Raw genomic sequence first — 24,451 nt, 5'->3', positions numbered from 1 at the left:
TGAAAGAGGATAAGAGATCCATGAATATTGCCCCCAATTCATATTCCGTCACCCGCAAGCGTCTCATGGCTGCCGTCGCGTCTGTCGCCGTGGCCGGTGCGATCGGTGTCGGCGCGCTGACCAGCGGAACCAGCCCTGTTCTGGCTGATGCCGTGCGTGTCGAGGCGCCGCAGGTGCCGGGCTTCGCCGATGTCGTCGAGCGCGTTTCTCCCGCTGTTGTCAGCGTCAAGGTCAAGGCCAAGATCAGCCCGGCCGCCGATGACGGCTCCGATCCGTCCGACGACCAGGATGGCATGAACAACCTGCCCAACAATCCCCAGCTGCGCCGCTTCTTCAAGGAATTCCGTGGCTTTGGTGACCAGGACGGCCAGGGTGGCGGCAACAGGCGCTTCAGCCACCGCGACCGCAACAACGATCAGCCGCGGCCGGTTGCCCAGGGCTCGGGCTTCTTCATCTCGGATGACGGCTATCTCGTCACCAACAATCACGTTGTTTCGGAAGGCTCGGCCTTCACCGTGGTGATGCATGACGGCAAGGAACTCGACGCCAAGCTGGTCGGCACCGACCCGCGCACCGATCTCGCCGTGCTCAAGGTCGACGGCGTCGGCAAGTTTACCTATGTCGACTTCGCCGATGACTCCAAGGTTCGCGTCGGCGACTGGGTGGTGGCCGTCGGCAATCCGTTCGGCCTTGGTGGAACCGTCACCGCCGGCATCGTCTCCGCCCGCGGCCGTGACATCGGCGCTGGCCCTTATGACGACTTCATCCAGATCGACGCATCGGTCAACCGCGGCAATTCGGGCGGCCCGACCTTCAACCTCAACGGCCAGGTCGTCGGCATCAACACCGCGATCTTCTCGCCGTCCGGCGGCAGCGTCGGCATAGCCTTCGACATTCCCGCTTCGACCGCCAAGCAGGTCGTTCAGGACCTGATGAAGAGCGGTTCCGTGCAGCGCGGCTGGCTCGGCGTCGAAATCCAGCCGGTCACCTCCGACATCGCTGAGTCGCTTGGTCTGAAGTCCAACAACGGCGCACTGGTTTCCAGCGCCCAGGACGATGGTCCCGGCAAGAAGGCGGGCATCACGGCCGGTGACGTGATCACCCAGGTCGACGGCAAGGATGTCGCTTCGCCGAAGGAACTGGCACGGTTGATCGGCGCCTTCTCGCCTGGCAAATCGGTCGACGTCACCGTGTGGCGCGACGGCAAGAGCCAGACGGTCAAGGTCGATCTCGGCAAACTGCCCTCGAGCGACAAGCAGGCCTCTGTCGACCAGCAGCAGCCCGCCGCCCCGGCCAAGCCCGACACGCTGGCCGATCTCGGCCTGACCGTTACCAAATCTGAAAACGGCAAGGGACTGGTGGTGACCGATGTCGATCCCGACAGCGATGCCGCCGATCGCGGTATCCAGCCGGGCGACGTCATTACATCGGTCAATTCGACCGAAGTGAACGGCACCGACGACGTCACCAAGGCGATGACCGATGCAGTCAAATCCGGCCGCAAGGCAGTGCTGATGCAGATCACCCGCGACGACACCAATCGTTTCGTCGCGCTGCCCGTCGCCAAGGGCTGAGCTCGGCCCCGGAGCGTTCTCTCGGCCTTTCCAAGGTGGGTGAGGGCGTTCCGGCGGCAAGTTGGACTTTTCCAGTGCGCCGGTTCAACACCCCCGAGCCGCCGTACGGGAAAGCATGGAGGAACGCGCGTTAGTCAGTCATCGCGCCTTCCCCCGGCGGCAGCGGGCTTCCCATCGCCCGCTGCCGCACACTTTCAAAAGCGCTTCGGCGATCCGATGCCAACGACATCGGCAGCGAGCAGCTTTATCGCGCACTGCTTCGAGCGATCTTGATCGCGATGCGCTTTGGCAAAGGCCACAATGCAGATGTCTGCCACTCAACCTTCCGGCGAAATCGCGTATAACAGCCCTATGAAGATTCTCGTCATAGAAGACGATCGCGAGGCTGCGGATTACTTGCAGAAAGCCTTTGCCGAGGCCGGTCACACCGCGCATGTCGCCGGTGACGGCGAAACCGGCTTTGTGCTCGCCGACGCCGGCGACTACGACGTGATGGTGATCGACCGGATGATGCCGCGTCGCGACGGCCTGTCGGTCATTGCCGGTCTCCGGTCCAGGGGCAACACAACGCCGGTGCTGATCCTGTCGGCGCTCGGCGAGGTCGATGACCGGGTCACGGGTCTGCGCGCCGGCGGCGACGATTACCTGACAAAACCCTACGCCTTCTCCGAGCTTCTCGCCCGCGTCGAGGTTCTGAACCGTCGCGCCAGCGCCAAGGAAGCCGAAACCGTCTACCGCGTCGGCGATCTCGAACTCGACAGGCTGTCGCATTCGGTCCGCCGTGCGTCACGCGAGATAACGCTGCAGCCGCGTGAATTCCGCTTGCTCGAATATTTGATGCGGCATGCCGGCCAGGTGGTGACGCGCACCATGCTGCTGGAAAATGTCTGGGACTACCATTTCGATCCGCAGACCAATGTCATCGACGTCCATGTCTCCCGGCTGCGCGGCAAGATCGAGAAGGGCTTCGACAAGCCCATCCTGCATACGGTTCGCGGCGCCGGCTATATGCTGAAGAGCGGCTAGCTGCGGCATGGCTCTTTCCGTGCCAGCCATCATGAAGACGACGGCAGCGCGGCTTTCGGCGCTTTACCTCCTGCTCTTCGCGCTCTGCGCGGTGGCGCTCGTCTTCTATATGACCTCGTTGTCGGCGCGCATGCTGACCGGGCAGACACAGGACACCATCAATGACGAGGTGCTCGGTCTGGCTCGCGCCTATCAACGCGGCGGTCTGCCGGTGTTGGTCCGTGTAGTCGAGGCCCGCTCGCGCCAGCCCGGCGCCAACCTCTATCTGATCGCCGACGCCAACGGACAGATCCTGACCGGCAATGTGCAGAGCCTGGAGCCGGGCGTTCTCGAAACCGAAGGCTGGACCAGCAGTCCGTTCTCTTATCAGCGTTTTGGCGAGGGAGAGCTCGAGCGCCTGCGCAACCTTCCCGCCGAGCAGGGCACCACCACCCAATCCGAGCAGAACGATGCGCAGGCGCAGGGCGAAAAGGGCCACAACGCCATTGCGCTGGTGCTGCGGCTGCCGAACCAGATGATCATGCTGGTCGGCCGCGACCTTGGCGAGCCGGAGCGGTTTCGTGCGGTCATCCGCCGTGCGCTGATGCTGGCGCTCGGCATGATGGGGCTGGGCGGATTGCTGATCTGGTTTTTTGTCGGTCGCGCCGCGCTGAAGCGCATCGACAGCGTGTCGGAAGCCAGCCGCCGCATCATGGGCGGCGATCTGTCGGGCAGGCTGCCGGTGACGGGGGTTGGCGATGAGTTCGACCGGCTCTCCGAAAATCTCAATGCCATGCTGGCCAGGATCGCCACGCTCAACGAAGGCTTGAAGCAGGTTTCAGACAACATTGCGCATGATCTGAAGACGCCGCTGACCCGGTTGCGCAACCGGGCCGAAGCGACGCTTTCCGGCAAGCACAAGACATCAGACTACCGGCAGGCGCTGGAAGGCACCATTGCCGAGTCGGACCAGCTGATAAAAACCTTCAACGCCATCCTGATGATCTCCCGGCTGGAGGCCGGCTACTCCTCGGAAAACACCAACCGCGTCGATCTGGCGGAGGCCGTGCGCGATGTCGTCGAGCTCTATGAGCCGGTGGCGGAAGAGGCAGGTGTGTCGCTGGAAGCAGACGCGCGCGAGGCGGTGTCCGTCAACGGCAACCGCGAACTGATCGGTCAGGCGCTGTCGAACATCGTCGACAACGCCATCAAATATTCGACCGGCGCCAATGCCCAGCCGGCGGTGCGCGTCACGCTCGAGCGAGCCGGTACGGACGTTCGCCTGTCTGTTGCCGACAATGGACACGGCATTCCCGACGACGGCGACCGCGCGCGTGCCACGGAACGCTTCGTGCGGCTGGAGAAGAGCCGTTCGCAGCCGGGTTCCGGTCTTGGCCTCAGCCTCGCCAAGGCGGTCATGACATTCCACAATGGCCGGCTTGAACTCTTGCCTGGCAATCCTGGATTATCCGTGGTCATGAGTTTCCCGGCACGGGAGGATCACTGATGAGCACGGCTGCGAGGGTGAAAGATTGGCTGCTCAAGCCGACGGCCAGGCTTGCCCCGCTGGACAAGGACCGCGCGCGGCTGGAACTGGCCGAGATCGCTTCCGCCGCACGTGAAGAAGGGTTGACGCGGCTGGCCAAGTTCCTGGCCGGCAAAGGGGAGGGCCAGGATTTCCTCGCCGCCGTCTTCGATCTGTCGCCGTTCCTGCGCGATACGGCACGCCGCCGGCCGCGGATACTCGACGACCTCTTCGACCAGCCCGTCGAGGCTCGGCTGAAAGCGATCGGCGCCGCCATCGACCATGCGCATTTGGCGGAGACCCTTTCGGAATCCGGACTGATGATGGAGCTGCGCCAGTGGAAGGCAGAGGCGCATTTCCTGATCGCGCTGGCCGATCTTGCCGGCGAGGCCGAAACGGCGCTGACGGTTCGGCGGTTGAGCGACCTCGCAGACGCCTGTACCCGTGCGGCCGTCGACTTCCTGCTGCGCGACGCGCATAGTCAGGGCAAACTCAAACTGCCGGATATCGGCAATCCGTCGAAACAATCGGGCTGGATCCTGCTCGGCATGGGCAAGCTCGGCGCGCACGAGCTGAATTTTTCCTCCGACATCGATCTGGTGGTTTTCTTCGATCCGGAAGCGCCCGCCGTCGTCGATCCGCTCGACGCCACCGAGTTGTTTTCGAGGCTGACGCGCCGCCTGGTGCGCATCCTGCAGGACCGCACCGAACACGGTTATGTCTTCCGCACCGATCTGAGACTGCGCCCAGACCCCGGTTCGACACCGCTGGCGATCCCGGTCGAGGCGGCACTGCGCTACTATGAGGCACGCGGCCAGAACTGGGAGCGCGCCGCGATGATCAAGGCACGCCCGGTGGCCGGCGATCTGGCCGCGGGCGCTGCCTTCCTGAAGGAGCTTCAGCCCTATATCTGGCGCAAATACATGGACTACGCGGCGATTGCCGACGTCCATTCGATCAAACGCCAGATCCACGCCCACAAGGGTCACGGCGAGATCGCGGTCAAGGGCCACAACGTCAAGCTCGGCCGCGGCGGCATTCGAGAGATCGAGTTCTTCGTCCAGACCCAGCAGCTCATCGCCGGCGGACGCTTCCCTGAACTGCGTGGCCGCGAGACCGTGCCGATGCTCGGCGAGCTTGCGACCCGCGGCTGGATCACCACCGAGGCGCGCGATGCGCTGGCTCGTCAGTACTGGTTCCTGCGCCGCGTCGAACATGCCGTGCAGATGGTTGCCGACGAGCAGACCCACATGCTTCCGGAAGATGATGAAGGCTTGGAGCGCATCGCCCGCATGCTCGCCTTTGCCGATGCATCTGCCTTTTCCCAAGCGTTCCGCGCCTCGCTGCAGCAGGTCGAACGCCACTACGCGGCACTGTTCGAAACAGCACCCGAACTGTCGACAGGCATCGGCAACCTGGTCTTCACCGGCGATGTCGACGATCCTGATACACTGCAGACCTTGCACGGGCTCGGCTTTCAGCGGCCAAGCGACATCTGCCGCGTCATCCGAGGCTGGCATTTTGGCCGCTATCGCGTCACTCAGTCGGCGGAGGCGCGCGAGCGGCTGACGGAATTGACGCCGGCGCTGCTGCGATCCTTCGGCCAGACGCGTCGGGCCGACGAAGCGCTGATGCGCTTCGACGAGTTTCTCGCCGGCCTGCCGGCCGGCATCCAGCTGTTTTCCCTGCTGCAGTCCAACCCGGCCCTGCTGAAGCTCCTGGCGACGATCATGGGTGCCGCCCCCCGGCTGGCAGCGATCATCACGCGCCGGCCGCATGTCTTCGATGGTCTGCTCGACCCGGCCTTGCTCACTGAATTGCCGGACCGCGCCTATCTGTCGGCGCGGCTTTCCGCCTTTGTCGAGGGCGACCGGCTCTATGAAGACGTGCTCGACCGGCTACGCATCTTTGCCTCCGAGCACAAATTCCTGATCGGCGTCCGGCTGCTCGCCGGCTCGATCGATCCGGCGCGCGCCGGCCGCGCCTTTTCCGATCTGGCGGATCTCACCATCGAGGCTGCGTTGCAGGCGGTGACGGCCGAATTCGCGGCGCGCCACGGCACCATTGCCGGCGGCGTGGTTTCGCTGCTCGGCATGGGCAAGCTCGGCAGCCGCGAGCTGACCGCCGGATCGGATGTCGACCTGATCCTGCTCTACGACCACGCGCCGGATGCCGAAGAGTCCGACGGTGACAAGCCGCTGGCGCCTTCGCATTACTACACCCGCATGACGCAAAGGCTGATCGCGGCCGTGTCGGCGCCGACGGCGGAGGGCGTGCTCTACGAACTCGACCTGCGCCTGCGGCCGTCCGGCAACAAGGGGCCGGTGGCCACCCATATCGATGCCTTCAAGAAATACCAGCGCCAGGAAGCCTGGACCTGGGAGCACATGGCGCTGGCCCGCGCCCGCGCCATAGCCGGCGACGCCAGCCTGTGCGGCGAGGTTGAAGCGGAAGTAGCGGCGGTGCTTGGACAGCCGCGCGATGCTGCAAAGGTGATGGCCGAGGCTGCGGACATGCGGGCTATGATTGAGAAGGAAAAGCCGCCGCGCGATCTCTGGGACATCAAGCTTATTCCCGGCGGCCTCATCGATCTCGAATTCATCGCCCAGGTGGCTGAAATCACCGGGCAGGTCGGGGCCGGACCACGTGCCACCGGCACCGCCGAGATCCTGTCGCGCCTCGCACCGGGCTTCGCCGATGCCGGGACCAGGCAGGAGCTTGGCGATGCCTACGCGCTCTATCTTGCACTGACCCAGATGACGCGGTTGTGCCTCACCGGAGCCTTCGAGCGCGACGACGTTCCGCCGGGGCTTTCGGATCTGCTTCTGGCGGTGACCGACCTGCCGGATTTCAGTGTGCTGGAAGCACACCTCAAGGAGACGTCGCAGACGGTCAGGAAGGATTTCGATCTTTTGCTTCGTACGGGATGACCGTGAAGCGATCGTCCCCTGGAACCGAAGACGTTTCGTGGTCTTCCAGTCTCTTGCAGCTACTCTGTTCGCCGAATCTGCTGGAGCGCCCGGCTCGCGTGAGACTGCAAAATCCGGTCGCGCAGATAGGCATAGAAACGCGGCGGCAGCATGCCATAGTCGAACCGGGACGGTTTGCTCCCCGCGATGGGCCTGAGATCGGGACCTGGCCAGAGGAAGTCATTGGTTTCGGTCACGACGATCCATGACGGCGTGTCATCGAGGCCGAGATGGGCTTTGAGTGGCGCAGGTATTTCTACTGCATCGGCAGGATCAGCCGGTGGCGAGTGTGTGACCGGAACGACCGTTATGAATTCACGGCCCTCCACGACCCGGCGCGCGGCGACAATGGCGCATGGCCGGCTTTTGCGGCCTTCCCCCGCACCTTTTTGGTGTTCTCTCACCCAAAGGTACGAATAGGAAATCATCATACCCGGGATAGGTTTGGGCAGGCTCACGGTGTCCAGTCTTTGAGCATCGCATCGAGCCCGGCATATTCGCTCGGTACGGCGCTTTCGGCGATGGCGTTCAGCGTCTCATCGTCCAGTTCTTCCGCGTCACGGGCGACTCGTCCCTTGACCAACACCTCGAACATCGCCGCCGACAGGAGTACCGTGTGGGTCCGGCCATTCTTTGTGATTGCGACCGGCGCACGCTGGGCGGCGTCCTGAAAACGCCCGACATTCTGCTGGAATTCTGTTGAAGTCACTCGCATGACAATGCCTCTCTTTTCTATCTAAAATAGATAAAATAGATAGCTTTGTCAAAGCATCTCACCTCGGGCCTGCGAGGTGGGATCAAGCTTGGAATGGTAATGAAATCTTCAGGCCGCAACCTTGACGGCTAGCACGGCCCTCTTCACTGGGATGCGCACCGACACGATCGTGCCGACACCTTCGCTCGACCGGATCTTCAGCGCGCCGCCCTGAAGCTCGGCCAGCGAACGTGAGATGGCAAGGCCAAGGCCGGACCCGGCATGGCTCTTGGAGAACTGGTTCTGCACCTGCTCGAAGGGCCGTCCGAGCTTGCCGAGCGCCTCCTTGGGGATGCCGCAGCCATTGTCCTCGATCGTCAGCACCAACGCGCCGGATGTGTTGCGGGCCCTGACCGATATGTGGCCGCCCTGGCCGGTGAACTTCACCGCATTGGACAAAAGGTTGATGACGATCTGCTTGATCGCACGGCGATCGGCGACCAGCGTCAGCGCATCGGCAATGCGCGTTTCCACGGTGATGGCCTTTTGCGCCGCCTGCAGCGAAACGACGCGTACGGTTTCGCTGATCAGCGGGCCGAGGTCGATCTCTTCCCGGTCCAGAGAGAACTGGCCGGCTTCGATCTTGGACATGTCGAGAATGTCGTTGATGACGCCCAGCAGATATTTGCCGCTGCTGTTGATGTCGGTGGCATATTCCTCGTAGCGCTCCGATCCGAGCGGGCCGAACAGCCCTTGTTCCATCAGTTCGGAGAAGCCGATGATGGCGTTCAGCGGCGTGCGCAACTCATGCGACATGTTGGCCAGGAACTCGGATTTGGCCCGGTTCGCAGCTTCGGCGCGTTCCGTTTCCTTCATGTATTTGCGGTTGAGGTCGACCAGTTCGCGCGAACGCTCCTCTTCTGCCCGCCGCGCCAGGCTGAGATCATGGATCGTTGCCATCAGCCGTCGCTCGCTGTCGACCAGCTTCTCCTGGTGCAGCTTGATCTGGGTGATGTCGGAACCGACCGAGACGATGCCGCCGTCCCGGGTCTTCAGTTCGTTGACCTGCAGCCAGCGGCCATCCGCCAGCTGGCGCTCGAAAGTGGCGCCGCCCTGCAGACCGCTGGTGTGGGCAAGCCGCCGTTCGGAAGCAAAGGCCAGCATGCGTTCTTCCAGCGCCGCGCGCGCGGTGCCCGGCATCACGTCGCGGTCCGAAAGCCCGTTGTCTTGCTGGTATTTGGAATTGCACATGATCAGGCGTTGTGTCGAATCCCACAGCACGAAGGATTCGTTGATGTTCTCGATCGCCGTTCTGAGGCGAAGGTCGGCCGCCTCGGAACGCAGCGCCAGATGGCGCTGCTCGGTGACGTCGACGGCGATACCGATCAGCTGGATCTCCGGGGCTTCCGGATCGATGACCTGCGCCCGTGCGCGCATCCAGACCCATTGGCCGTCGGAATGCCGCATCCGGAACACCTGGTCGATATGATCGATCTCGCGTGCGACAATTCTGTTGGCGAGCTCGAACAGGTCACCGTCCTCGGGATGGATGATCTGATCGACCTCGCCGAAGGACAGCATCGTGTCGCAGGGCTTGTAGCCGAGCATGTCGTACATCGAGCGCGACCAGTACATCTTGCCGCGCACCATGTCCCAGTCCCACAGGCCGCAGCGGCCGCGCACCAGCGCCATGTCGATGCGCTGATGCGCTTCGAGATAGATGCGGTCAGCCGCCTGCGCACGTGCCGCCTGGCCGAAATAGGCATAGAGGATGACGATCAGCACGCCGGCCGTCAGCACGAACAGGGTGACGTTCAGCGAAACGGTCTTGCGCCAGGCATCGAAAACCGCGTCCTGTGGCACCAGGGCCGCCGATGCGCCCTTGCCGCCATTCGCCAGGCTGACCGCCGCGTACCAGTCCCGTCCGTCGATGTTGACGTCCATGACGCCGGCACGATCGCCGAACATGAACAGGGGCTGGCCGCCCTCGACGAGGCCGTCGAGCGAATGGCCCTGCCATGGCATGGAGCGCGGCGTCACCGCGACGATCTTGAAAGCGCTGTCGGTGATGACAAGCACATGGCTGCGGCCCATCGCGCCCTGGCGGCTGGTGGTCTCCAGCAGATCCTGTATGGCGCCGGGCACCGTTTCCGAGGTGGTGGCGAGCGAACTGGCCAGTTGGCCCGCCGCCAGCGTCAGGATCGCCTTGGCATTGCGCTCGACATCGTCGCGCTCGTTCATCAGCGACAGCACGCGCAGCGCCGCGATGACGATCAGGAAGGTGATGATGAGGACGGGTATCGATCGGCGCAGCAGCGGCTCGGCGGCCAGAAGCCGCCGGTAGGCCGGTTCGGCGATGAGCCGCGTATTCCCGGCAAGACCGTCGCCGCGCGTCTCGCGATGCGCAAAAACCGTCCGTCCGGGCGCGCCCCACGCGTCCGCCTTCGCCATAAATGGCACTCCCCGAATTGCCTATGCTGCTTGGTGATCCGGCAAACGCCGCACTTCCGAATCGTCAGTAAAGAATCAAAGGTGATTCGCCTTGTCCAGTGGTCCGGCCAAAAAAGATTAAAAATCGACTAAAATAACGCCGAAATGGTCGATCTCCCCACGTGGGGGAGATCGCTCTCCCTACGCCAGCGTGCGCTCGACAATATCCCGAAGGTCCGCCGACAGGTTTTCGGCGCCGGCGATCGACAGCAGCGCTTCCCTGGCCTTGGCTTGCCGCAAAGGTTCGAGCGAACGCCACGATCTGAGCGCCGTCGCCAGCCTGGCCGCCACTTGCGGGTTGCGTTTTTCGACCTCAAGCACAGTCTGAGCAAAGAACCAGTAGCCTTCGCCATCGGCACGATGGAAACCGGTCTGGTTGGCGCTGGAGAAGGTGCCGATTAGCGAGCGAACTCGATTCGGATTGCCCATCGAGAAGGCCGGGTGGTTGGTCAGGGCCTTCACGGTGTCGACGGTTTGCGGCCCCGGAACGCTGGCCTGGATCTGGAACCATTTGTCCATGACCAGCGGGTCGGACCCATAGGTCGTCTCGAAAGCCGCCAGCGCCTCGACCGCCTCGGGCGAACCGTGGTGACGATGCGCGAGCACGGCAAGTGCTGCCGCGCGGTCGGTCATGTTGGTCGCCGACTGGAAATGCCTGGCGGCGAGTGCTGCTCCACCCGGCTGCAGCGACAGATAATCCAGCAAGGTGTTGCGCAAGGCGCGTCGTCCGGCGCTCGCCGCGTCGGGGCTGAACGCTGCTTTGTCGGCAAGGCTGCGGTAAAGGCCCGAAAAAACGTCCCGGTTCGCAGTGCCGATCGCCAACGCCAGTGCCTCGCGAGCCGCATAGATAGCATCGGGGTCGATGTTCCGGCCGATGTCGCGGGCGATGTCGGCTTCGCCGGGCAATGCCAGCGCCAGTGCTCGATAGGCCGGCTCCAGCGTCTCGTCGCCGGCGATGCTGCCGGCGAGTTCGATCAGCCGCGGTGCAAAGGCCGGCTGCTTGCCGCCGAGGATCTCGCGGAAGGCGGTGATCAGTGCATCGGTCAGCAATGTATTGAAGGCCTGCCAGCGCGAAAAGGCGTCGCTGTCATGGCGGGCGAGAAAGAACTGGTCGTCGGCTTTCTGCTCGACGGACAATGTCACCGGCGCCGAAAAGCCGCGGTTGAGCGACACGGCCGGGCGCTCGGTGACGCCTGAAAACCGCACCATGTGGCGACGTTTGCGGATATGGATGACGCCGTCCTCGACGCTGGCGCCCTCGACGCCGCTATACGGCACAGGCTTGCCGCCGGCGCCGATCAGGCCGAAAGCCAGCGGGATGTGCATCAGCCGCTTGCGGCTTTCGGAGGGTGTCGGCGGCACCGACTGCTCGATTTCGAGCGTGAATTCCTGCGCGGCCGGATTGTGCGTCGAACTGATCGTCAGGTTCGGTGTGCCCGCCTGATGATACCAGAGCGCGAACTGCGACAGGTCGCGGCCGGACGCATCCTCGAACACCTTGATGAAATCCTCGATCGTCGCGGCGTCACCGTCGTGCCGCTCGAAATAGAGGTCCATGCCGGCGCGAAAGACGTCGGCACCGAGAATTGTGCGGATCATGCGCACCACTTCAGAGCCCTTCTCGTAGACCGTGGCGGTGTAGAAATTGTTGATCTCGCGGTAGCGGCGCGGCCGCACTGGATGCGCCAGTGGGCCCTGGTCCTCGGGAAACTGGTGGGCGCGCAAGGTGCGCACTTCGGCGATGCGCTTGACCGCGCGCGAACGCTGGTCGGCGGAGAATTCGTGGTCGCGGAAAACCGTCAGGCCTTCCTTCAGGCAGAGCTGGAACCAGTCGCGGCAAGTGATTCTGTTGCCTGTCCAATTGTGGAAATACTCGTGCGCTATGATCGCCTCGATATTGGCGAAATCGGCGTCCGTCGCGGTCTCCCGGTCGGCCAGCACATATTTGTCGTTGAAGATGTTGAGGCCCTTGTTCTCCATCGCGCCCATGTTGAAGTCGGACACGGCGACAATGTTGAAGACGTCGAGATCGTATTCGCGGCCGAATGCCTCCTCGTCCCATTTCATCGACCGCTTCAGGGCATCCATCGCGTAGCCGGCCAGCTTCTCCTTGCCGGGCTCGACATAGATGCCGAGTTCGACCGTGCGGCCCGATAGCGTGACGAAACTGTCCGCAAGCCGGCCGAGATTGCCGGCCACCAGCGCGAACAGATAGGACGGCTTGGGGAAAGGGTCGTGCCACACGGCATAGTGCCGGCCGTCGCCGAGGTCGCCTCTGTCGACCGGGTTGCCGTTGGACAGGAGCAGCGGCGCTTCGTCACGCATTGCCTCGATGCGCACCGTGTAGACGGACAGGATGTCGGGACGATCGAGGAAATAGGTGATGCGGCGAAAGCCCTCCGCTTCGCATTGCGTGCAGTAGACATTGCTCGAGCGGTAGAGGCCCATCAGGGCTTCGTTGCCCGCCGGCGCCACCTCGGTCTCTATGAGCAACTGGAAGCGACGCGCCGCCGGTGGCTTGAGGATGGTCAGCTGGTCAGGCGTCGCCAGCAGATCCGCCGGTTTTACCTTCTTGCCGTCGATCTCGATGCGCTTAAGCGTCAGCCCGTCGCCGTCGAGCACCAACGGTGCCGACACGGAGACGTCGTCACGGCGCTCTATCGTGAGGACGGCGGTGACACGCGTTGCGTCTGGCGAAAGGCGGAAGGTAAGGTCGGTTTTCGGAATGAGGTAGTCGTTGGGGCGATAGTCTTCGAGTTTGAAGACCTGGCCGGTGTCCGTGCGCATTCCGTGGGTTTTCCTGTCGATTGCGTTGGCGGCGGATTGTGTCCGCTGGTCCAAGAAATTTGAAGTCCGCGCTCTTTACACGAAACGGCCCCTCGACAAAACTGAGGCAATGCCTATTTCAGGCGTTCCTTCTCCTGTCATCATCACGAGGCACCCATGACCGTCGTCACACCGAAATTCGGCATGGGCGCATCCGTGCTGCGGCGCGAGGATGCCGCCTTCATCCAGGGCCAGGGCCGCTATACCGACGACATCCAGCCGGCTGGCGTCCTGCATGGCTATGTCCTGCGCTCGCCGGTCGCCAAGGCCAGCTTCACCATCGGTTCGACCGAGGCGGCGAAGACGGCACCTGGCGTCCATCTGGTGCTGACCGGCAAGGATCTTGCCCATCTCGGCGATCTGAAATCCGGCGTCATGCAGGAACAGCCGGACGGCACCAAGGCTCCGACGCGCGACATCCCGATCCTGTGCGGCGACCGCGTCAACTATGTCGGCGATGCCGTTGCCTTCGTCGTCGCCGACAGCCGAGCCTTGGCGCAGGATGCCGCCGAACTGATCGATGTCGACTATGACGGCGAAGATGCGGCCTCCGGGACGGCAACGGCATTGGCCGAAGGCACGCCGCTGGTCTGGCCGGAGCTTGGTTCCAACCGCGCCTTCAGCTACCACATGGGCGACAAGAAAAAGAGCGAAGCGGCTTTCGCCAAGGCCGCCCATGTCACCCGCATCGAGTTCGTCAACAACCGGCTGGTGTGCAACTACATGGAGCCGCGCTCCGCGATCGGCGAATGGAACGTCGAGGAGAAGCGCTTCGTGCTGACCACCGGGTCGCAAGGCGTGCACTCCATGCAGTATATCCTGGCCAGCGTGTTCAAGATCAAGAAGGACCAGCTGCGCGTCATCACGCCTGATGTCGGCGGTGGTTTCGGGCCGAAGAGCTTCGTCTACCGCGAATATCCGCTGGTGCTGGAAGCGGCAAAGCGGCTTGGCCGCCCGGTGAAATGGGCCGGTGACCGCACGGAGCACTTCCTGACCGACGCGCAAGGCCGCGACAATTTCGTCACGGCTGAGATGGCGCTGGACAAAGACGGCCGCTTTCTCGGCATGAAGGTGGACCTGCTCGCCAACATCGGCGCCTATATCTCGCAATACGGCCCGTTCATCCCCTATATCGGCGTCACCATGTCGACCGGTGTCTACGATATCCAGGCGCTCGATGTCTCGGTGACCGGCCTTTACACCAACACCTGTCCGGTCGATGCCTATCGCGGTGCCGGCCGTCCGGAAGCAGCCTTCCTGCTGGAAAAGCTGGTCGATGCCTGCGCCCATGATCTCGGCCTGCCTGTCGAGGAGATCCGCCGCCGCAACTTCATCCGGCCGGAGCAATTTCCCTACCGGACGCAAACCGGCCGCCTCTACGACACCGGTGAATTCGAAGGCCATATGGAGCGCGCCATTGAGCAATCCGAATGGAAAGCGTTTCCCGAGCGGCTGGCGCAATCGAAGGCCGGCGGAAAAATCCGCGGCCTCGGCATGGCGACCTATATCGAGGCCTGTGCCTTTCCGGGCTCCGAACCGGCCTTCGTCGAACTCAATGGCGATGGCACGGTGACGCTGAAGATCGGCACCCAGACCAACGGACAGGGGCACGCCACTGCCTATGCCCAGTTCCTGTCGGAAAAGCTCAATCTCGACATCGACAAGATCCATGTCCGCCAGGGCGATACCGATGAATTGAAAGCCGGCGGCGGCACCGGCGGCTCGCGCTCCATACCGCTGGGGGGTGTATCGGCTTCCCGCGCGGGCGAGGATCTGGCCAACAAGATCAAGCGCATCGCCGCCGACGAGCTTGAAGCCTCGGCCGGCGACATTGAGCTGTCTGATGGTGTTGCCCGCATCGTCGGCACCGATCGCTCGATCGATTTTTCCGCCATCGCCAAGGCCGCCAAGACGCCGGATGATCTCAAGGGCTTTGGCGAGTTCGTGCAGGACGAATGCACCTATCCCAACGGCACTCATATCTGCGAGATCGAGATCGATCCCGACACCGGCGCGACCGAGATCGTCCGCTATACAATCGTCGACGATTTCGGCGTCACCGTGAATCCGATCCTGCTCGCCGGCCAGGTGCATGGCGGCGTCGTGCAAGGCATCGGCCAGGCACTGACCGAGGACACCATCTATGGCGAGGACGGACAGCTTTTGACGGCGAGCTTCATGGATTACGCCATGCCGCGCGCCGACAATTTCCCGTTCTTCCATTTCGAGACCCGCAACGTGCCTTCGACCACCAATGCACTCGGCATCAAGGGCGCGGGCGAGGCCGGCACCATCGGTTCGACCCCGGCGGCGCTCAATGCGGTGACCGACGCGCTCTGGCGCGCCTATGGCGTCAAGCACATCGACATGCCGGCAACGCCGGCGCGTATCTGGGCGACCATCCGAGAAGCGTCGGGAGCGTGACAGCAGGCCCCGGCAGCCCCTCGGCCACAGCCGGCGATAATGCCGGCGGGCACGACACCCTAACCGGCATCATGTTCAAGATCGTGTCGGTGGCGGTCTTCGTCGGCATGCAGACCTGCATCAAAGCCGCAGGCACGGTTCCGGCCGGCCAGATTGTCTTCTTCCGCTCTTTCTTCGCTATCTTCCCGATCATCGCCTTCCTGGCCTTCAGGAAAGAACTCGGCACTGCCTTCACCACCAACCGTCCGTTCAACCACATCGCCCGCGGCCTGGTCGGCGTCTGCGCCATGGGGCTCGGCTTTTTTGCGTTGACCCGGCTGCCGCTGCCGGAAGCGATCACGCTGAACTACGCGCAGCCGCTGCTGGTGGTGGTGTTCAGCTCCATCTTCCTCGGCGAGGCCATCCGTGTCTATCGCTGGAGTGCGGTCGCGGTCGGCTTGGTCGGCGTGCTGATCATCTCCTGGCCGGAACTGACGCTGCTGAGTTCCGACGAGGCGCTCGACGACCAGGAAGTGCTTGGCGTTATTGCCGCTCTTGTCGCCGCGGCGATCTCGGCCGTCGCCATGCTCTTGGTGCGCAATCTCGTGCAAAGCGAGCGCACGGCGACCATCGTGCTGTGGTTTTCGGTGACGGCGAGCGTCATGTCGCTGCTGTCGCTGCCATTCGGCTGGCAGGCGCTGACGCCGCTCCAGGCGGCTCTTCTTGTTGCCGCCGGCTTCTGCGGCGGCCTCGGCCAGATCCTGATGACGGCAGCCTATCGCCATGCCGAAGCCTCGGTCGTGGCGCCGTTCGAATATACGTCGATGATCCTCGGCGTCGTCGTCGGCTATCTCGTCTTCGGCGACGTCGCCACGCTCCATATGCTTGCCGGCGGCCTGATCGTCGTCGCCGCCGGCATTTTCATCATCTGGCGCGAACGCCAGCTTGGCCTGGAGCGCACCCGCACGCGCAAGGCATCTTTGCCTGAAGGGTGATTACGACAGCTCGGCCCGCTCCTTCGCCAACCGCACCAACACCGTTCTCGTCTGCTCATCGGCTGGAAAAAACGATTCGATCGCCAGTTCCGACAGGGTCACGTCGAGCGGCGTGCCGAAGACGGTGATGGTGCTGATGAACGACAGCACCTGGTCGCCGTGCGCAAGCCTGAGCGGGTGCACGATGGGGTTCGGCTCTACCGACACCGGCCGACTGCCTTTCAAGCCGGACGGATAAGTCCTCAGCTCACGCTCGAGTTCGATCAGCACCGCGTCGCCGCTCGCGTCATTCTGGTGTTTCAGGCGCTCGAGCAGATGCGTCCGCCATTCCTGGAGATTGACGATGCGTGGCGCGATGCCGCCGGGATGAAGGCTGAGGCGAAGGACGTTGACCGGCGGCGTCAGCAGCGAAGCCTCGCTGACATCGGCAAGGAAGGGGGCAATGGCGGCATTGGCCGAAACCAGGTTCCAGTGGCGGTCGACAGCGAGTGCCGGGAAAGGCTCGTGGCCTTTGAGGACGATCTCGACCGCCGCCATCGCCGGCGCCATCGTGGTGTCGGTCAATGAGCGCTCGCCGAAGCTCGGCGCAAAGCCGGCGGCGAGGAGCAACTGGTTGCGCTGCCTCAGCGGTATCGACAATTGCTCGGCCAGATGCAGCACCATGTCGCGTGAGGGCGCGGCGCGGCCGCTTTCGACGAAGCTCAGATGCCGCTGCGAGATTTCGGCCTCCATGGCGAGGTCGAGTTGAGACATGCGGCGGCGGGTGCGCCACTCGCGAATGAGGCTGCCGGCGGAGGTTTGGGCTGTTGTCATGAGGGCATGGTTAGACTGGGAGAGGGGGGCATTTCAATTACGTCTGAGGTCATAGCTCTTGCCGGCGTTCGCCTATCCACATTGGAGATTGGCGAAAGCGGAGATGACAGCCAATCTCCCCACCTCGTGGAGGAGATTGGCCAATCACCCAAGTGCACGCAGCTTCGCCTTGACTTCGAGAAAATCCCGCCACGCCAGCTTCTTGTGCGACGGGGTTCGCAGGAGATAGGCCGGATGCAGCGTCGGCATGGCCGGGATGGCGATGCCGGACGCCGTCGTGTGGGCGCGCCAGTTGCCGCGCAGCCGCAATATGCCTTCCGAGGTGTTGAGCAAGGTCTTGGCTGACGGGCCGCCAAGGTTGATCAGCACCTTCGGATTGACCAGTTCGATCTGCCGCTCGATGAACGGCCGGCAGATCTCGGTTTCGTGCGGCGTCGGCGTGCGATTGCCCGGCGGCCGCCAGGGAATGACATTGGCGATATAGACTGAAGTACGGTCGAGCCCGATCGCCGCCAGCATGCGGTCGAGCAGCCGGCCCGATCGGCCGACGAAGGGCAGGCCCTTGATGTCCTCGTCGCGGCCGGGTGCCTCGCCGACCAGCATCACGGCGGCTTCCGGGTTGCCGTCGGCGAACACCAGGCTCTTGGCGGTGGCCTTGAGATTGCAGCCTTCGAATGCCGCCATGTGCTGGCGAAGCTCGTCCAGCGTCGTTGCTGTGGTCGCCAATTGGCGGGCAAGTGCCGCCTGCGCTTCGTCGGGAACGGTGGCCGACGTTGGGCGCGCAACCGGCGGCGCACTTGATCTGTCACTTGGCTCGGGGCGAGACATATTCGTCGAACGCTGCGGTGCGGCGATATCGCCCGAAGACGCCGCCGCGCGCTCCATGGGCTTTGGCGCAACCTCGGCGAATCGGTTCACGGAATGGTCTTCAAGCGCCTCGTCGACGCCCACGCTGGCATAAAAGGCCAGCAAGTCGGCGATGTCAGGTCTGTTGTTTGGGGAAGCGGCAGTCATGCCGGCACATTCATCCGCGCGAGCACGATTTGCAAGTTTGTGATTGGCGAAAGCGGTGATGACAGCCAATCTCCCTCCTTGAGGGGGAGATGGCCGGCAGGCCAAAGGGGGTCGTCGCGCGTAGAGCGTCAACCTCCTCTGTCGGCGAAGGGGAGTCGCGTCCGGTCGTGCCGACCCCCTCTGTCGCCTTCGGCGACATCTCCCCCTCGAGGGGGGAGAGCGCGCCCCGCATCCGCGCCTCATCCCGTCGGTATGCGTGGATCCTGCACGAGGTAAAACGTCCAGCGCGGTGTGTAATCAGTCATCAGGAATTCGAACCTGGCGGTTTTCACCGGGTCGACCTTGCCATTCCTGAACAGCAGCCGGTCATAGGGTTCGAAATCGCGATCGAAATCGGCGAAATTGCTCGACAAGATATTGTCTGGCGTCTTGTTGCGCTGGTCGAAGGAAAGCCCGTCGCCGAACACGCTCGGTCGATTCAGGATCTCCTGCAATTCGAACTGGAATTCGACCCAGGCCTGGCCGCTGTTGTTGAGCACCTCGATGCGCATATACATCATGCCGTTGGCGAATTCGCCGGCCTTGCCGAAGGCCTGGATCGGCTTTGTCGTGCGGATCGTCAGCGTCACCGGTGTTGACGAATTCAGCTCTTCGGTGATGACGAACGGATCGTCCTTCGTTCCGATGCCCGAGGCGCCGGTGATTTGGAAGCCGCCAAGCTCGTCGGAGAAGGAGTAGGCGCCTGCCGCCCAGACCTTCACTTCGTCGGCGGCAGCGTGATGCGGCGCCAGCATCAGAAGGGCCAAAAGGAGCGCCCGGCGGATCCGGCCGGGCGGGAAAAGAAAGCGCGTCGATGAAAAGCCGGCTGGCCCAGGAATGCGCATGGCGTGAAGTATGGCCGATAAGCAAGCCGTCGAACAATTAAAAACGCGCGCCTCGCAGGCAATGCCGGGCGAAAAGCAGTCTTCCAGCCTCGCAATGCGCGACTTTTTGGCCAAAACGGCATTGTCACGTATGCGCCGGTTTCCTGTCGTCAATTGATGCGCTATGCAGCGCGGGAGCCAGCAAGATACCCGAATGGGATAAGCCAGTGCGGAGGGGTTGATGAGCGACATCGAACGCGAAAGCATGGAATTCGACGTGGTTATCGTCGGCGCCGGCCCTGCCGGCCTCGCCGCAGCCATCCGCCTCAAGCAGGTCAGTCCCGAGCTTTCGGTCGTCGTCCTGGAGAAGGGCGGTGAGGTCGGCGCCCATATCCTCTCCGGCGCCGTTGTCGATCCGATCGGCATCGACCGGCTCTTGCCGGGCTGGCGCGACGAGGACGGCCATCCCTTCAAGACGCCGGTCACATCAGACCATTTCCTGGTCCTTGGTCCCGCCGGCTCGTTTCGCCTGCCCAACATTTTCATGCCGCCGCTGATGAACAATCACGGCAACTACATCGTCTCGCTCGGCAATGTCTGCCGCTGGCTGGCGACCAAGGCCGAAGCGCTCGGCGTCGAGATCTATCCGGGCTTTGCCGCTGCCGGCCTGCTCTACAATGAGCAAGGCGCCGTCACCGGCGTCGTCACCGGCGACATGGGCATCGAGAAGGACGGAACGCACGGTCCGGGCTTCGCACCCGGCATGGCGCTGATGGGCAAATATGTGCTGATCGGGGAGGGCGCTCGCGGCTCGCTCGCCAAGCAGTTGATCGCCAGATACAAGCTTTCCGATGGCCGCGAACCGGGCAAATACGGCATCGGCCTGAAGGAACTCTGGCAGGTCAAGCCGGAGAACCACCGTCCGGGCCTGGTCCAGCATTCCTTCGGCTGGCCGCTTGACTTGAAGACCGGCGGCGGCTCGTTCCTCTACCATCTCGAGGACAATCAGGTGGCGGTCGGCTTCGTCCTCCACCTCAATTACAAGAACCCCTGGCTGTCGCCCTTCGAGGAGTTCCAGCGCTTCAAGACCCATCCGGCGATCAGCGGGACTTTCGACGGCGCCAAGCGCCTCGGCTATGGCGCGCGCGCCATCACCGAGGGCGGCTGGCAGTCGGTGCCGAAACTCTCCTTCCCCGGTGGTGCGCTGATGGGATGTGCGGCGGGCTTCGTCAACGTGCCGCGCATCAAAGGCTCGCACAATGCCGTGCTGTCCGGCATGCTGGCGGCCGAGCATGTCGCAGAGGCGATCGGTGCCGGGCGCGCCAACGACGAACTCGCTTCCTACGAGGAAGCCTGGCGCGCGACCGACATCGGCAAGGATTTGAAGAAGGTGCGCAACGTCAAGCCGCTGTGGTCGCGCTTCGGCACGATCGTCGGTGTCGGCCTCGGCGGCCTCGACATGTGGCTGAACACGCTGTTCGGTGTCTCGCCCTTCGGCACGCTGAAGCATGGCAAGGCCGACTATGCGACGCTCGAGCCTGCCGCCCGGCACAAGAAGATCGCCTATCCGAAGCCAGATGGCGTGCTGACCTTCGACAGGCTGTCCTCGGTGTTCCTGTCCAACACCAATCACGAGGAAAACGAGCCGGTCCACCTGCTTGTCGGCGACATGGAACTGCAGAAACGTTCCGAGCACGATGTCTTTGCGGGCCCCTCGACGCGCTACTGTCCGGCCGGGGTTTACGAGTGGGTCGACAAGGACGGCAATGCCGCCGCCGATCCCACGGCCAAGGATGTGCGCTTCGTCATCAACGCGCAGAACTGCGTCCACTGCAAGACATGCGACATCAAGGACCCGAACCAGAACATCAACTGGGTGCCGCCGCAAGGCGGAGAAGGCCCGGTCTACCAGGGCATGTAGGCCCGCGCCGGCCACAGCGTGCAAAGGACCCGACGACGGCTCGGGTCTCCCGTCGCATGTGAAACATTAGGACTGTTGAAACTGCCGCGCGCTTATGGTTCCATTCCTTGACGATAAGGAGATGGCCAATGCGCCTGGCGGTTCTGGCATGCCTTGTGGCGATCGGTGCGCTGTTCGGTTTGGCTTCGGCGGCCTCGGCCGGCACCAGGGTGGTGGTCAAGACGCGGACCTACGACATCACCGGGACCACGGGGCTGGCGCTGATGCAGGCTATGGACCGCAAGGGGCCGAAGCACGGCTTCATGACGCACGCCATCGCGTTGACCGGCTACGCAGTGGATTGGGACCTTGACACCAGCCAGGACAATGGCGTTTGCCGCTTGCGGCGCGCCAACGGCACGCTCAATCTCTTCTATACGTTTCCGCGTGTCGCCTCGGCCACCACGCCGACGCTCCGGAAGCGATGGACGCGGTTCTTCGCCGGCGTCCGCGCCCATGAGGAAACCCATGGCCGCATCGCCAGGGAGATGATGCGGGCCACGGAAAGATCGATCTCCGGCCTCAGGATTGCCGACGACCGGTTCTGCTACAAGACACGTCGCGAGGCACAGCGACGTATCAAGGCCACCAATGCCGTATATGAGGCCAAGCAGCTCGCTTTCGATGCGCGCGAGCATCGCGATGGCGGCCATGTCCAGCATCTCGTCATCGCTTTGGTCAGGCCCTGATCCTTCAGCCTGGCGTCTTGCCGGTCTGGCTTATGGCCGCGGTCGCGGTTTCATGTTCATCGAGCGGCTTTTGCTGGTTCAGCCTGAGCGAGAACTCCACCATGACCGGAAGGTGATCCGAGCCGGTGTCCTCCAGCCGTGTCGCGGAATGGATGGTCACGCCGCCCTTGCTGAAAACCTGGTCGATCGGCAGGCCGGCGAAGCGCCGCAGGAAGTCCGGCAGCTTGATGTGGATCCAGGTCGGGCCGGCGGACGGCATCACGGTCAGCCCGCCAAGCGCCGCGACCCGCCGCACGGCGGCACTCCATGGCGCGGCATTGCAGTCGCCCGCCATGATGGCCGTCTCGCCGAGCGCGGAAAGCGGCTCCGTCAACTCGCCGATCTGCCAGTACTGCTCGCGTGGCCACGGCCAACTGAGGTGGATCGCCGCGACATCGACGTCGATGCCGCCGAAGTCGACGGTCGCTGTCGCCATGGCGCCGCGCCTTTCGCAACGCGCCTCGGTGCCCGCGGCAAAGGGCCTCCGCGAGAGCAGCGCGACGCCGAATATCCCGTTGGGATAGGGACAGAGGATCCGGTATGGATAGGCGCTGCTGATATAGCCAAGCTCGGTCGCCCACATCGCCGATACCTCGTCGAGGGTGATCACGTCGGGATTGGTCCGGCCGATCAGCGACAGCACCTTCTTCGGCGTCGGATTGTCGTAGCGCAGGTTCATCTGCAGCAGCTTGTAGATCGCGCGGTCGTCGTTCTTGGCTTCATAGGCGGCCTGAACCGGCCACAGGCGGGAGAAGGACAGCGACCCGGAAGTGGTGGCGAAGGCCGCCACGGCAAAAAGCAGTGCCACGGCCGCCTGCAGGCGAAATGTCGTGGCCAGCAGCGGCAGCGCACAAAGAGCCATCAGCACGGCAAGGTGGACGCGGAAATGCGAGAAGGAATCGAAGGCGGGATGCAGCGTTCCGAAAAACCCGGCCACCAGAGCGATCGAACAGGCCAGCATTGCCAGGAATGCAACCGAAATCAGCAATGTCCCGAGGCTCGCTCTCTCCATGCCGCCTGCTTATCGGCAGAAATGCGGCCCAATCAAGATGAGAAATGCCGCCGCGATGCGTGGCATCGGCCTACTGGAACGCCGTTTCCGAAAAACTTCTGAGCTTGCGCGAATGCAACCGCTCCATCGGCATTTCCGCGAGCTTCTCCATCGCCCTGATGCCGATGGTCAGGTGCTGCGCCACCTGGCGCTTGTAGAATTCGGTCGCCATGCCGGGCAGCTTCAACTCGCCATGCAGCGGTTTGTCCGAAACGCACAGCAGCGTGCCGTAGGGAACACGGAAGCGGAAGCCATTGGCGGCGATGGTCGCCGATTCCATGTCGAGTGCGATGGCGCGAGATTGCGACAGACGCTGGACCGGGCCACGCTGGTCGCGCAGTTCCCAGTTGCGATTGTCGATGGTGGCGACGGTGCCGGTGCGCATGATGCGCTTCAGGTCATAGCCGGTAAGGCCGGTGACTTCGGCGACGGCTTCCTGCAACGCCACCTGGATCTCGGCAAGCGGCGGGATCGGCACCCAGACCGGAAGATCGTCGTCCAGCACATGGTCCTCGCGCACATAGGCATGCGCCAGCACATAGTCGCCAAGCGCCTGGGTGTTGCGCAGGCCGGCGCAGTGGCCGAGCATCACCCAGGCATGCGGCCTCAGCACCGCAATATGGTCGGTGATGGTCTTGGCGTTGGAAGGCCCGACGCCGATATTCACCATGGTGATGCCGCCATGTCCCGATTTCTTCAGGTGATAGGCCGGCATCTGCGGCAGGCGCGGCGGTGCAACGCCTTCGCTGGGCGCGCTTTGCCCGCTCTTGGTGATGACATTGCCCGGCTCGACGAACTCCGTGTATCCGCCGCCGCCATTGGCCATCAGGTCGCGGGCACGGGCGACGAACTCGTCGATGTAGAACTGATAATTGGTGAACAGCACGAAGTTCTGGAACTGCTGCGGCGTGGTTGCCGTATAGTGCGACAGCCGGTGCAGCGAATAATCGATGCGCTGCGCCGTGAAGGGCGCCAGAGGCCTCGGCTCGCCAAAGGCGACTTCGAAGGTGCCGTTGGCGATCTGGTCGTCGGTGCCATCGAGATCCGGCACGTCGAACAGGTCGCGGATCGGCCGCTTGATGCGCTCTGCCGTCGCGCCGTCGACATGGGTGCCTTCAAGGAAGGCGAAATGCAGCGGGATGGGTGTGGTCGATTCCGACACCGTGACCGCAACCCCATGATTGCGCATGATCAGGCGCAACTGCTCGACGAGGTAGCTTTCGAACAGGCCCGGCTGGGTGATGGTGGTGGAAAAATGCCCGGGCGTCGGCATATGGCCATAGGCCTGGCGCGAGTCGATCTGGGTGAACGAGTTGGTGGTGACACCGATCTCCGGATAAAAGGCCCGGTAGCGCTTGCCATTGTCGCCGCCTGCTGCCGCCAGCTCTGCAAAGGAGTCGCGCAGGAATTTGGTGTTGCGGTCGTAAAGCGCCTGCAGTGCCTTGACTGCTTTTTCGGCGCTATCAAAGCTTTGCCGGCCAAAAGGCTCCGGCATGACGACAGATTCGATGGCTTGTGGGTAGATTCGCTTTTCCATGGCT

The 24,451-nt window shown here is 63.4% G+C and carries 19 protein-coding genes; 9 read left to right on the top strand and 10 right to left on the bottom strand.

Annotation, left to right across the window (positions count from 1 at the left end; genetic code table 11):
- The first annotated feature begins 20 nt into the window (after positions 1-20).
- Positions 21-1,574: a Do family serine endopeptidase gene (locus tag NKJ67_RS30575; protein WP_352584995.1), complete on the top strand. Its 1,554-nt coding sequence runs from the start codon at positions 21-23 to the stop codon at positions 1,572-1,574.
- A 194-nt stretch (positions 1,575-1,768) separates the two neighbouring features.
- Here the strand turns inward: NKJ67_RS30575 and NKJ67_RS30570 are convergent, their stop codons facing one another.
- Entirely contained in the window at positions 1,769-1,891 is a 123-nt protein-coding gene (locus tag NKJ67_RS30570) for a hypothetical protein (protein ID WP_276325607.1), read from the bottom strand.
- Between the two features lie 34 nt (positions 1,892-1,925).
- Here NKJ67_RS30570 and NKJ67_RS30565 point away from each other — a divergent pair, with 34 nt between their 5' ends.
- From NKJ67_RS30565 to NKJ67_RS30555, 3 genes are read left to right on the top strand one after another with little or no spacing between them, the layout of a single operon-like run.
- Entirely contained in the window at positions 1,926-2,600 is a 675-nt protein-coding gene (locus NKJ67_RS30565; RefSeq protein WP_352584993.1) for a response regulator transcription factor, read from the top strand.
- A gap of 7 nt (positions 2,601-2,607) precedes the next feature.
- Positions 2,608-4,086 (top strand): sensor histidine kinase, encoded by a 1,479-nt coding sequence (locus NKJ67_RS30560; protein WP_352584991.1) that lies wholly within the window; start codon positions 2,608-2,610, stop codon positions 4,084-4,086.
- On the top strand, positions 4,086-7,034 hold the full coding sequence (locus NKJ67_RS30555) for a bifunctional [glutamine synthetase] adenylyltransferase/[glutamine synthetase]-adenylyl-L-tyrosine phosphorylase (RefSeq protein WP_352584989.1): 2,949 nt from the start codon (positions 4,086-4,088) through the stop codon (positions 7,032-7,034). Before NKJ67_RS30560 ends, NKJ67_RS30555 begins: the two co-directional genes overlap by 1 nt.
- Positions 7,035-7,093: 59 nt before the next feature.
- On the opposite strand, the gene NKJ67_RS30550 is transcribed toward NKJ67_RS30555, so the two are convergent.
- The 4 genes from NKJ67_RS30550 to pepN all read right to left on the bottom strand — a co-directional run bounded on the left by NKJ67_RS30550 (position 7,094) and on the right by pepN (position 13,044).
- Positions 7,094-7,531, bottom strand: coding sequence for a hypothetical protein (locus NKJ67_RS30550; RefSeq protein ID WP_352584987.1), 438 nt, complete (start codon positions 7,529-7,531; stop codon positions 7,094-7,096).
- On the bottom strand, positions 7,528-7,788 hold the full coding sequence (locus tag NKJ67_RS30545) for a type II toxin-antitoxin system prevent-host-death family antitoxin (protein WP_352584985.1): 261 nt from the start codon (positions 7,786-7,788) through the stop codon (positions 7,528-7,530). Before NKJ67_RS30545 ends, NKJ67_RS30550 begins: the two co-directional genes overlap by 4 nt.
- Before the next feature lie 108 nt (positions 7,789-7,896).
- Positions 7,897-10,218 carry a PAS domain-containing sensor histidine kinase gene (locus NKJ67_RS30540; RefSeq protein WP_352584983.1) on the bottom strand — a complete coding sequence of 774 codons (2,322 nt, stop codon included), beginning with the start codon at positions 10,216-10,218 and terminating at the stop codon, positions 7,897-7,899.
- A 180-nt stretch (positions 10,219-10,398) separates the two neighbouring features.
- Positions 10,399-13,044 (bottom strand): aminopeptidase N, encoded by a 2,646-nt coding sequence (gene pepN / locus NKJ67_RS30535; RefSeq protein WP_352584981.1) that lies wholly within the window; start codon positions 13,042-13,044, stop codon positions 10,399-10,401.
- A gap of 156 nt (positions 13,045-13,200) precedes the next feature.
- On the opposite strand from pepN, the gene NKJ67_RS30530 reads away from it, so the two are divergent.
- Both NKJ67_RS30530 and NKJ67_RS30525 read left to right on the top strand, forming a co-directional pair.
- Entirely contained in the window at positions 13,201-15,507 is a 2,307-nt protein-coding gene (locus NKJ67_RS30530; RefSeq protein WP_352584979.1) for a xanthine dehydrogenase family protein molybdopterin-binding subunit, read from the top strand.
- Between the two features lie 71 nt (positions 15,508-15,578).
- Positions 15,579-16,481, top strand: a complete 903-nt coding sequence (locus NKJ67_RS30525) for a DMT family transporter (protein WP_352585016.1) — start codon at positions 15,579-15,581, stop codon at positions 16,479-16,481.
- On the opposite strand, the gene NKJ67_RS30520 is transcribed toward NKJ67_RS30525, so the two are convergent.
- The 3 genes from NKJ67_RS30520 to NKJ67_RS30510 all read right to left on the bottom strand — a co-directional run bounded on the left by NKJ67_RS30520 (position 16,482) and on the right by NKJ67_RS30510 (position 19,192).
- Positions 16,482-17,294 (bottom strand): helix-turn-helix domain-containing protein, encoded by an 813-nt coding sequence (locus NKJ67_RS30520; RefSeq protein ID WP_127270977.1) that lies wholly within the window; start codon positions 17,292-17,294, stop codon positions 16,482-16,484.
- A gap of 144 nt (positions 17,295-17,438) precedes the next feature.
- Complete coding sequence (locus tag NKJ67_RS30515) at positions 17,439-18,308, bottom strand: uracil-DNA glycosylase (protein WP_352584977.1); 870 nt, start codon at positions 18,306-18,308, stop codon at positions 17,439-17,441.
- A 239-nt stretch (positions 18,309-18,547) separates the two neighbouring features.
- On the bottom strand, positions 18,548-19,192 hold the full coding sequence (locus NKJ67_RS30510; RefSeq protein ID WP_352584975.1) for a hypothetical protein: 645 nt from the start codon (positions 19,190-19,192) through the stop codon (positions 18,548-18,550).
- A 10-nt stretch (positions 19,193-19,202) separates the two neighbouring features.
- Here NKJ67_RS30510 and NKJ67_RS30505 point away from each other — a divergent pair, with 10 nt between their 5' ends.
- The 3 genes from NKJ67_RS30505 (at position 19,203) to NKJ67_RS30495 (ending at position 21,820) form a co-directional block, all read left to right on the top strand.
- Complete coding sequence (locus NKJ67_RS30505; protein ID WP_155930595.1) at positions 19,203-19,349, top strand: hypothetical protein; 147 nt, start codon at positions 19,203-19,205, stop codon at positions 19,347-19,349.
- 63 nt (positions 19,350-19,412) lie between these two features.
- Entirely contained in the window at positions 19,413-21,092 is a 1,680-nt protein-coding gene (locus NKJ67_RS30500; RefSeq protein ID WP_352584973.1) for an electron transfer flavoprotein-ubiquinone oxidoreductase, read from the top strand.
- A gap of 128 nt (positions 21,093-21,220) precedes the next feature.
- Entirely contained in the window at positions 21,221-21,820 is a 600-nt protein-coding gene (locus NKJ67_RS30495) for a DUF922 domain-containing protein (protein ID WP_352584971.1), read from the top strand.
- 4 nt (positions 21,821-21,824) lie between these two features.
- Here NKJ67_RS30495 and NKJ67_RS30490 read toward each other — a convergent pair whose 3' ends face one another.
- Positions 21,825-22,871, bottom strand: a complete 1,047-nt coding sequence (locus NKJ67_RS30490; protein WP_256745687.1) for an endonuclease/exonuclease/phosphatase family protein — start codon at positions 22,869-22,871, stop codon at positions 21,825-21,827.
- Between the two features lie 70 nt (positions 22,872-22,941).
- On the bottom strand, positions 22,942-24,405 hold the full coding sequence (locus tag NKJ67_RS30485) for an AMP nucleosidase (protein ID WP_245486076.1): 1,464 nt from the start codon (positions 24,403-24,405) through the stop codon (positions 22,942-22,944).
- Positions 24,406-24,451 lie beyond the last annotated feature (46 nt).

It is taken from the genome of Mesorhizobium sp. M0088 (genome assembly GCF_040322895.1).
Lineage (GTDB): Bacteria > Pseudomonadota > Alphaproteobacteria > Rhizobiales > Rhizobiaceae > Mesorhizobium.
Note: the sequence above shows the minus strand (reverse complement) of the source record. Positions and strands in the feature narration are given on the sequence as shown.

Coding starts and splice junctions, on each gene's coding strand:
- NKJ67_RS30555 (WP_352584989.1), top strand. CDS start 4,086: ATGAGCACGGCTGCGAGGGTGAAAGATTGGCTGCTCAAGCCGACGGCC.
- NKJ67_RS30500 (WP_352584973.1), top strand. CDS start 19,413: ATGAGCGACATCGAACGCGAAAGCATGGAATTCGACGTGGTTATCGTC.
- NKJ67_RS30540 (WP_352584983.1), bottom strand. CDS start 10,218: ATGGCGAAGGCGGACGCGTGGGGCGCGCCCGGACGGACGGTTTTTGCG.
- NKJ67_RS30520 (WP_127270977.1), bottom strand. CDS start 17,294: ATGACAACAGCCCAAACCTCCGCCGGCAGCCTCATTCGCGAGTGGCGC.
- NKJ67_RS30560 (WP_352584991.1), top strand. CDS start 2,608: ATGGCTCTTTCCGTGCCAGCCATCATGAAGACGACGGCAGCGCGGCTT.
- NKJ67_RS30545 (WP_352584985.1), bottom strand. CDS start 7,788: ATGCGAGTGACTTCAACAGAATTCCAGCAGAATGTCGGGCGTTTTCAG.
- NKJ67_RS30575 (WP_352584995.1), top strand. CDS start 21: ATGAATATTGCCCCCAATTCATATTCCGTCACCCGCAAGCGTCTCATG.
- NKJ67_RS30505 (WP_155930595.1), top strand. CDS start 19,203: ATGGCCGATAAGCAAGCCGTCGAACAATTAAAAACGCGCGCCTCGCAG.
- NKJ67_RS30515 (WP_352584977.1), bottom strand. CDS start 18,308: ATGACTGCCGCTTCCCCAAACAACAGACCTGACATCGCCGACTTGCTG.
- NKJ67_RS30490 (WP_256745687.1), bottom strand. CDS start 22,871: ATGGAGAGAGCGAGCCTCGGGACATTGCTGATTTCGGTTGCATTCCTG.
- NKJ67_RS30565 (WP_352584993.1), top strand. CDS start 1,926: ATGAAGATTCTCGTCATAGAAGACGATCGCGAGGCTGCGGATTACTTG.
- NKJ67_RS30530 (WP_352584979.1), top strand. CDS start 13,201: ATGACCGTCGTCACACCGAAATTCGGCATGGGCGCATCCGTGCTGCGG.
- pepN (WP_352584981.1), bottom strand. CDS start 13,044: ATGCGCACGGACACCGGCCAGGTCTTCAAACTCGAAGACTATCGCCCC.
- NKJ67_RS30510 (WP_352584975.1), bottom strand. CDS start 19,192: ATGCGCATTCCTGGGCCAGCCGGCTTTTCATCGACGCGCTTTCTTTTC.
- NKJ67_RS30485 (WP_245486076.1), bottom strand. CDS start 24,405: ATGCCGGAGCCTTTTGGCCGGCAAAGCTTTGATAGCGCCGAAAAAGCA.
- NKJ67_RS30495 (WP_352584971.1), top strand. CDS start 21,221: ATGCGCCTGGCGGTTCTGGCATGCCTTGTGGCGATCGGTGCGCTGTTC.
- NKJ67_RS30525 (WP_352585016.1), top strand. CDS start 15,579: ATGTTCAAGATCGTGTCGGTGGCGGTCTTCGTCGGCATGCAGACCTGC.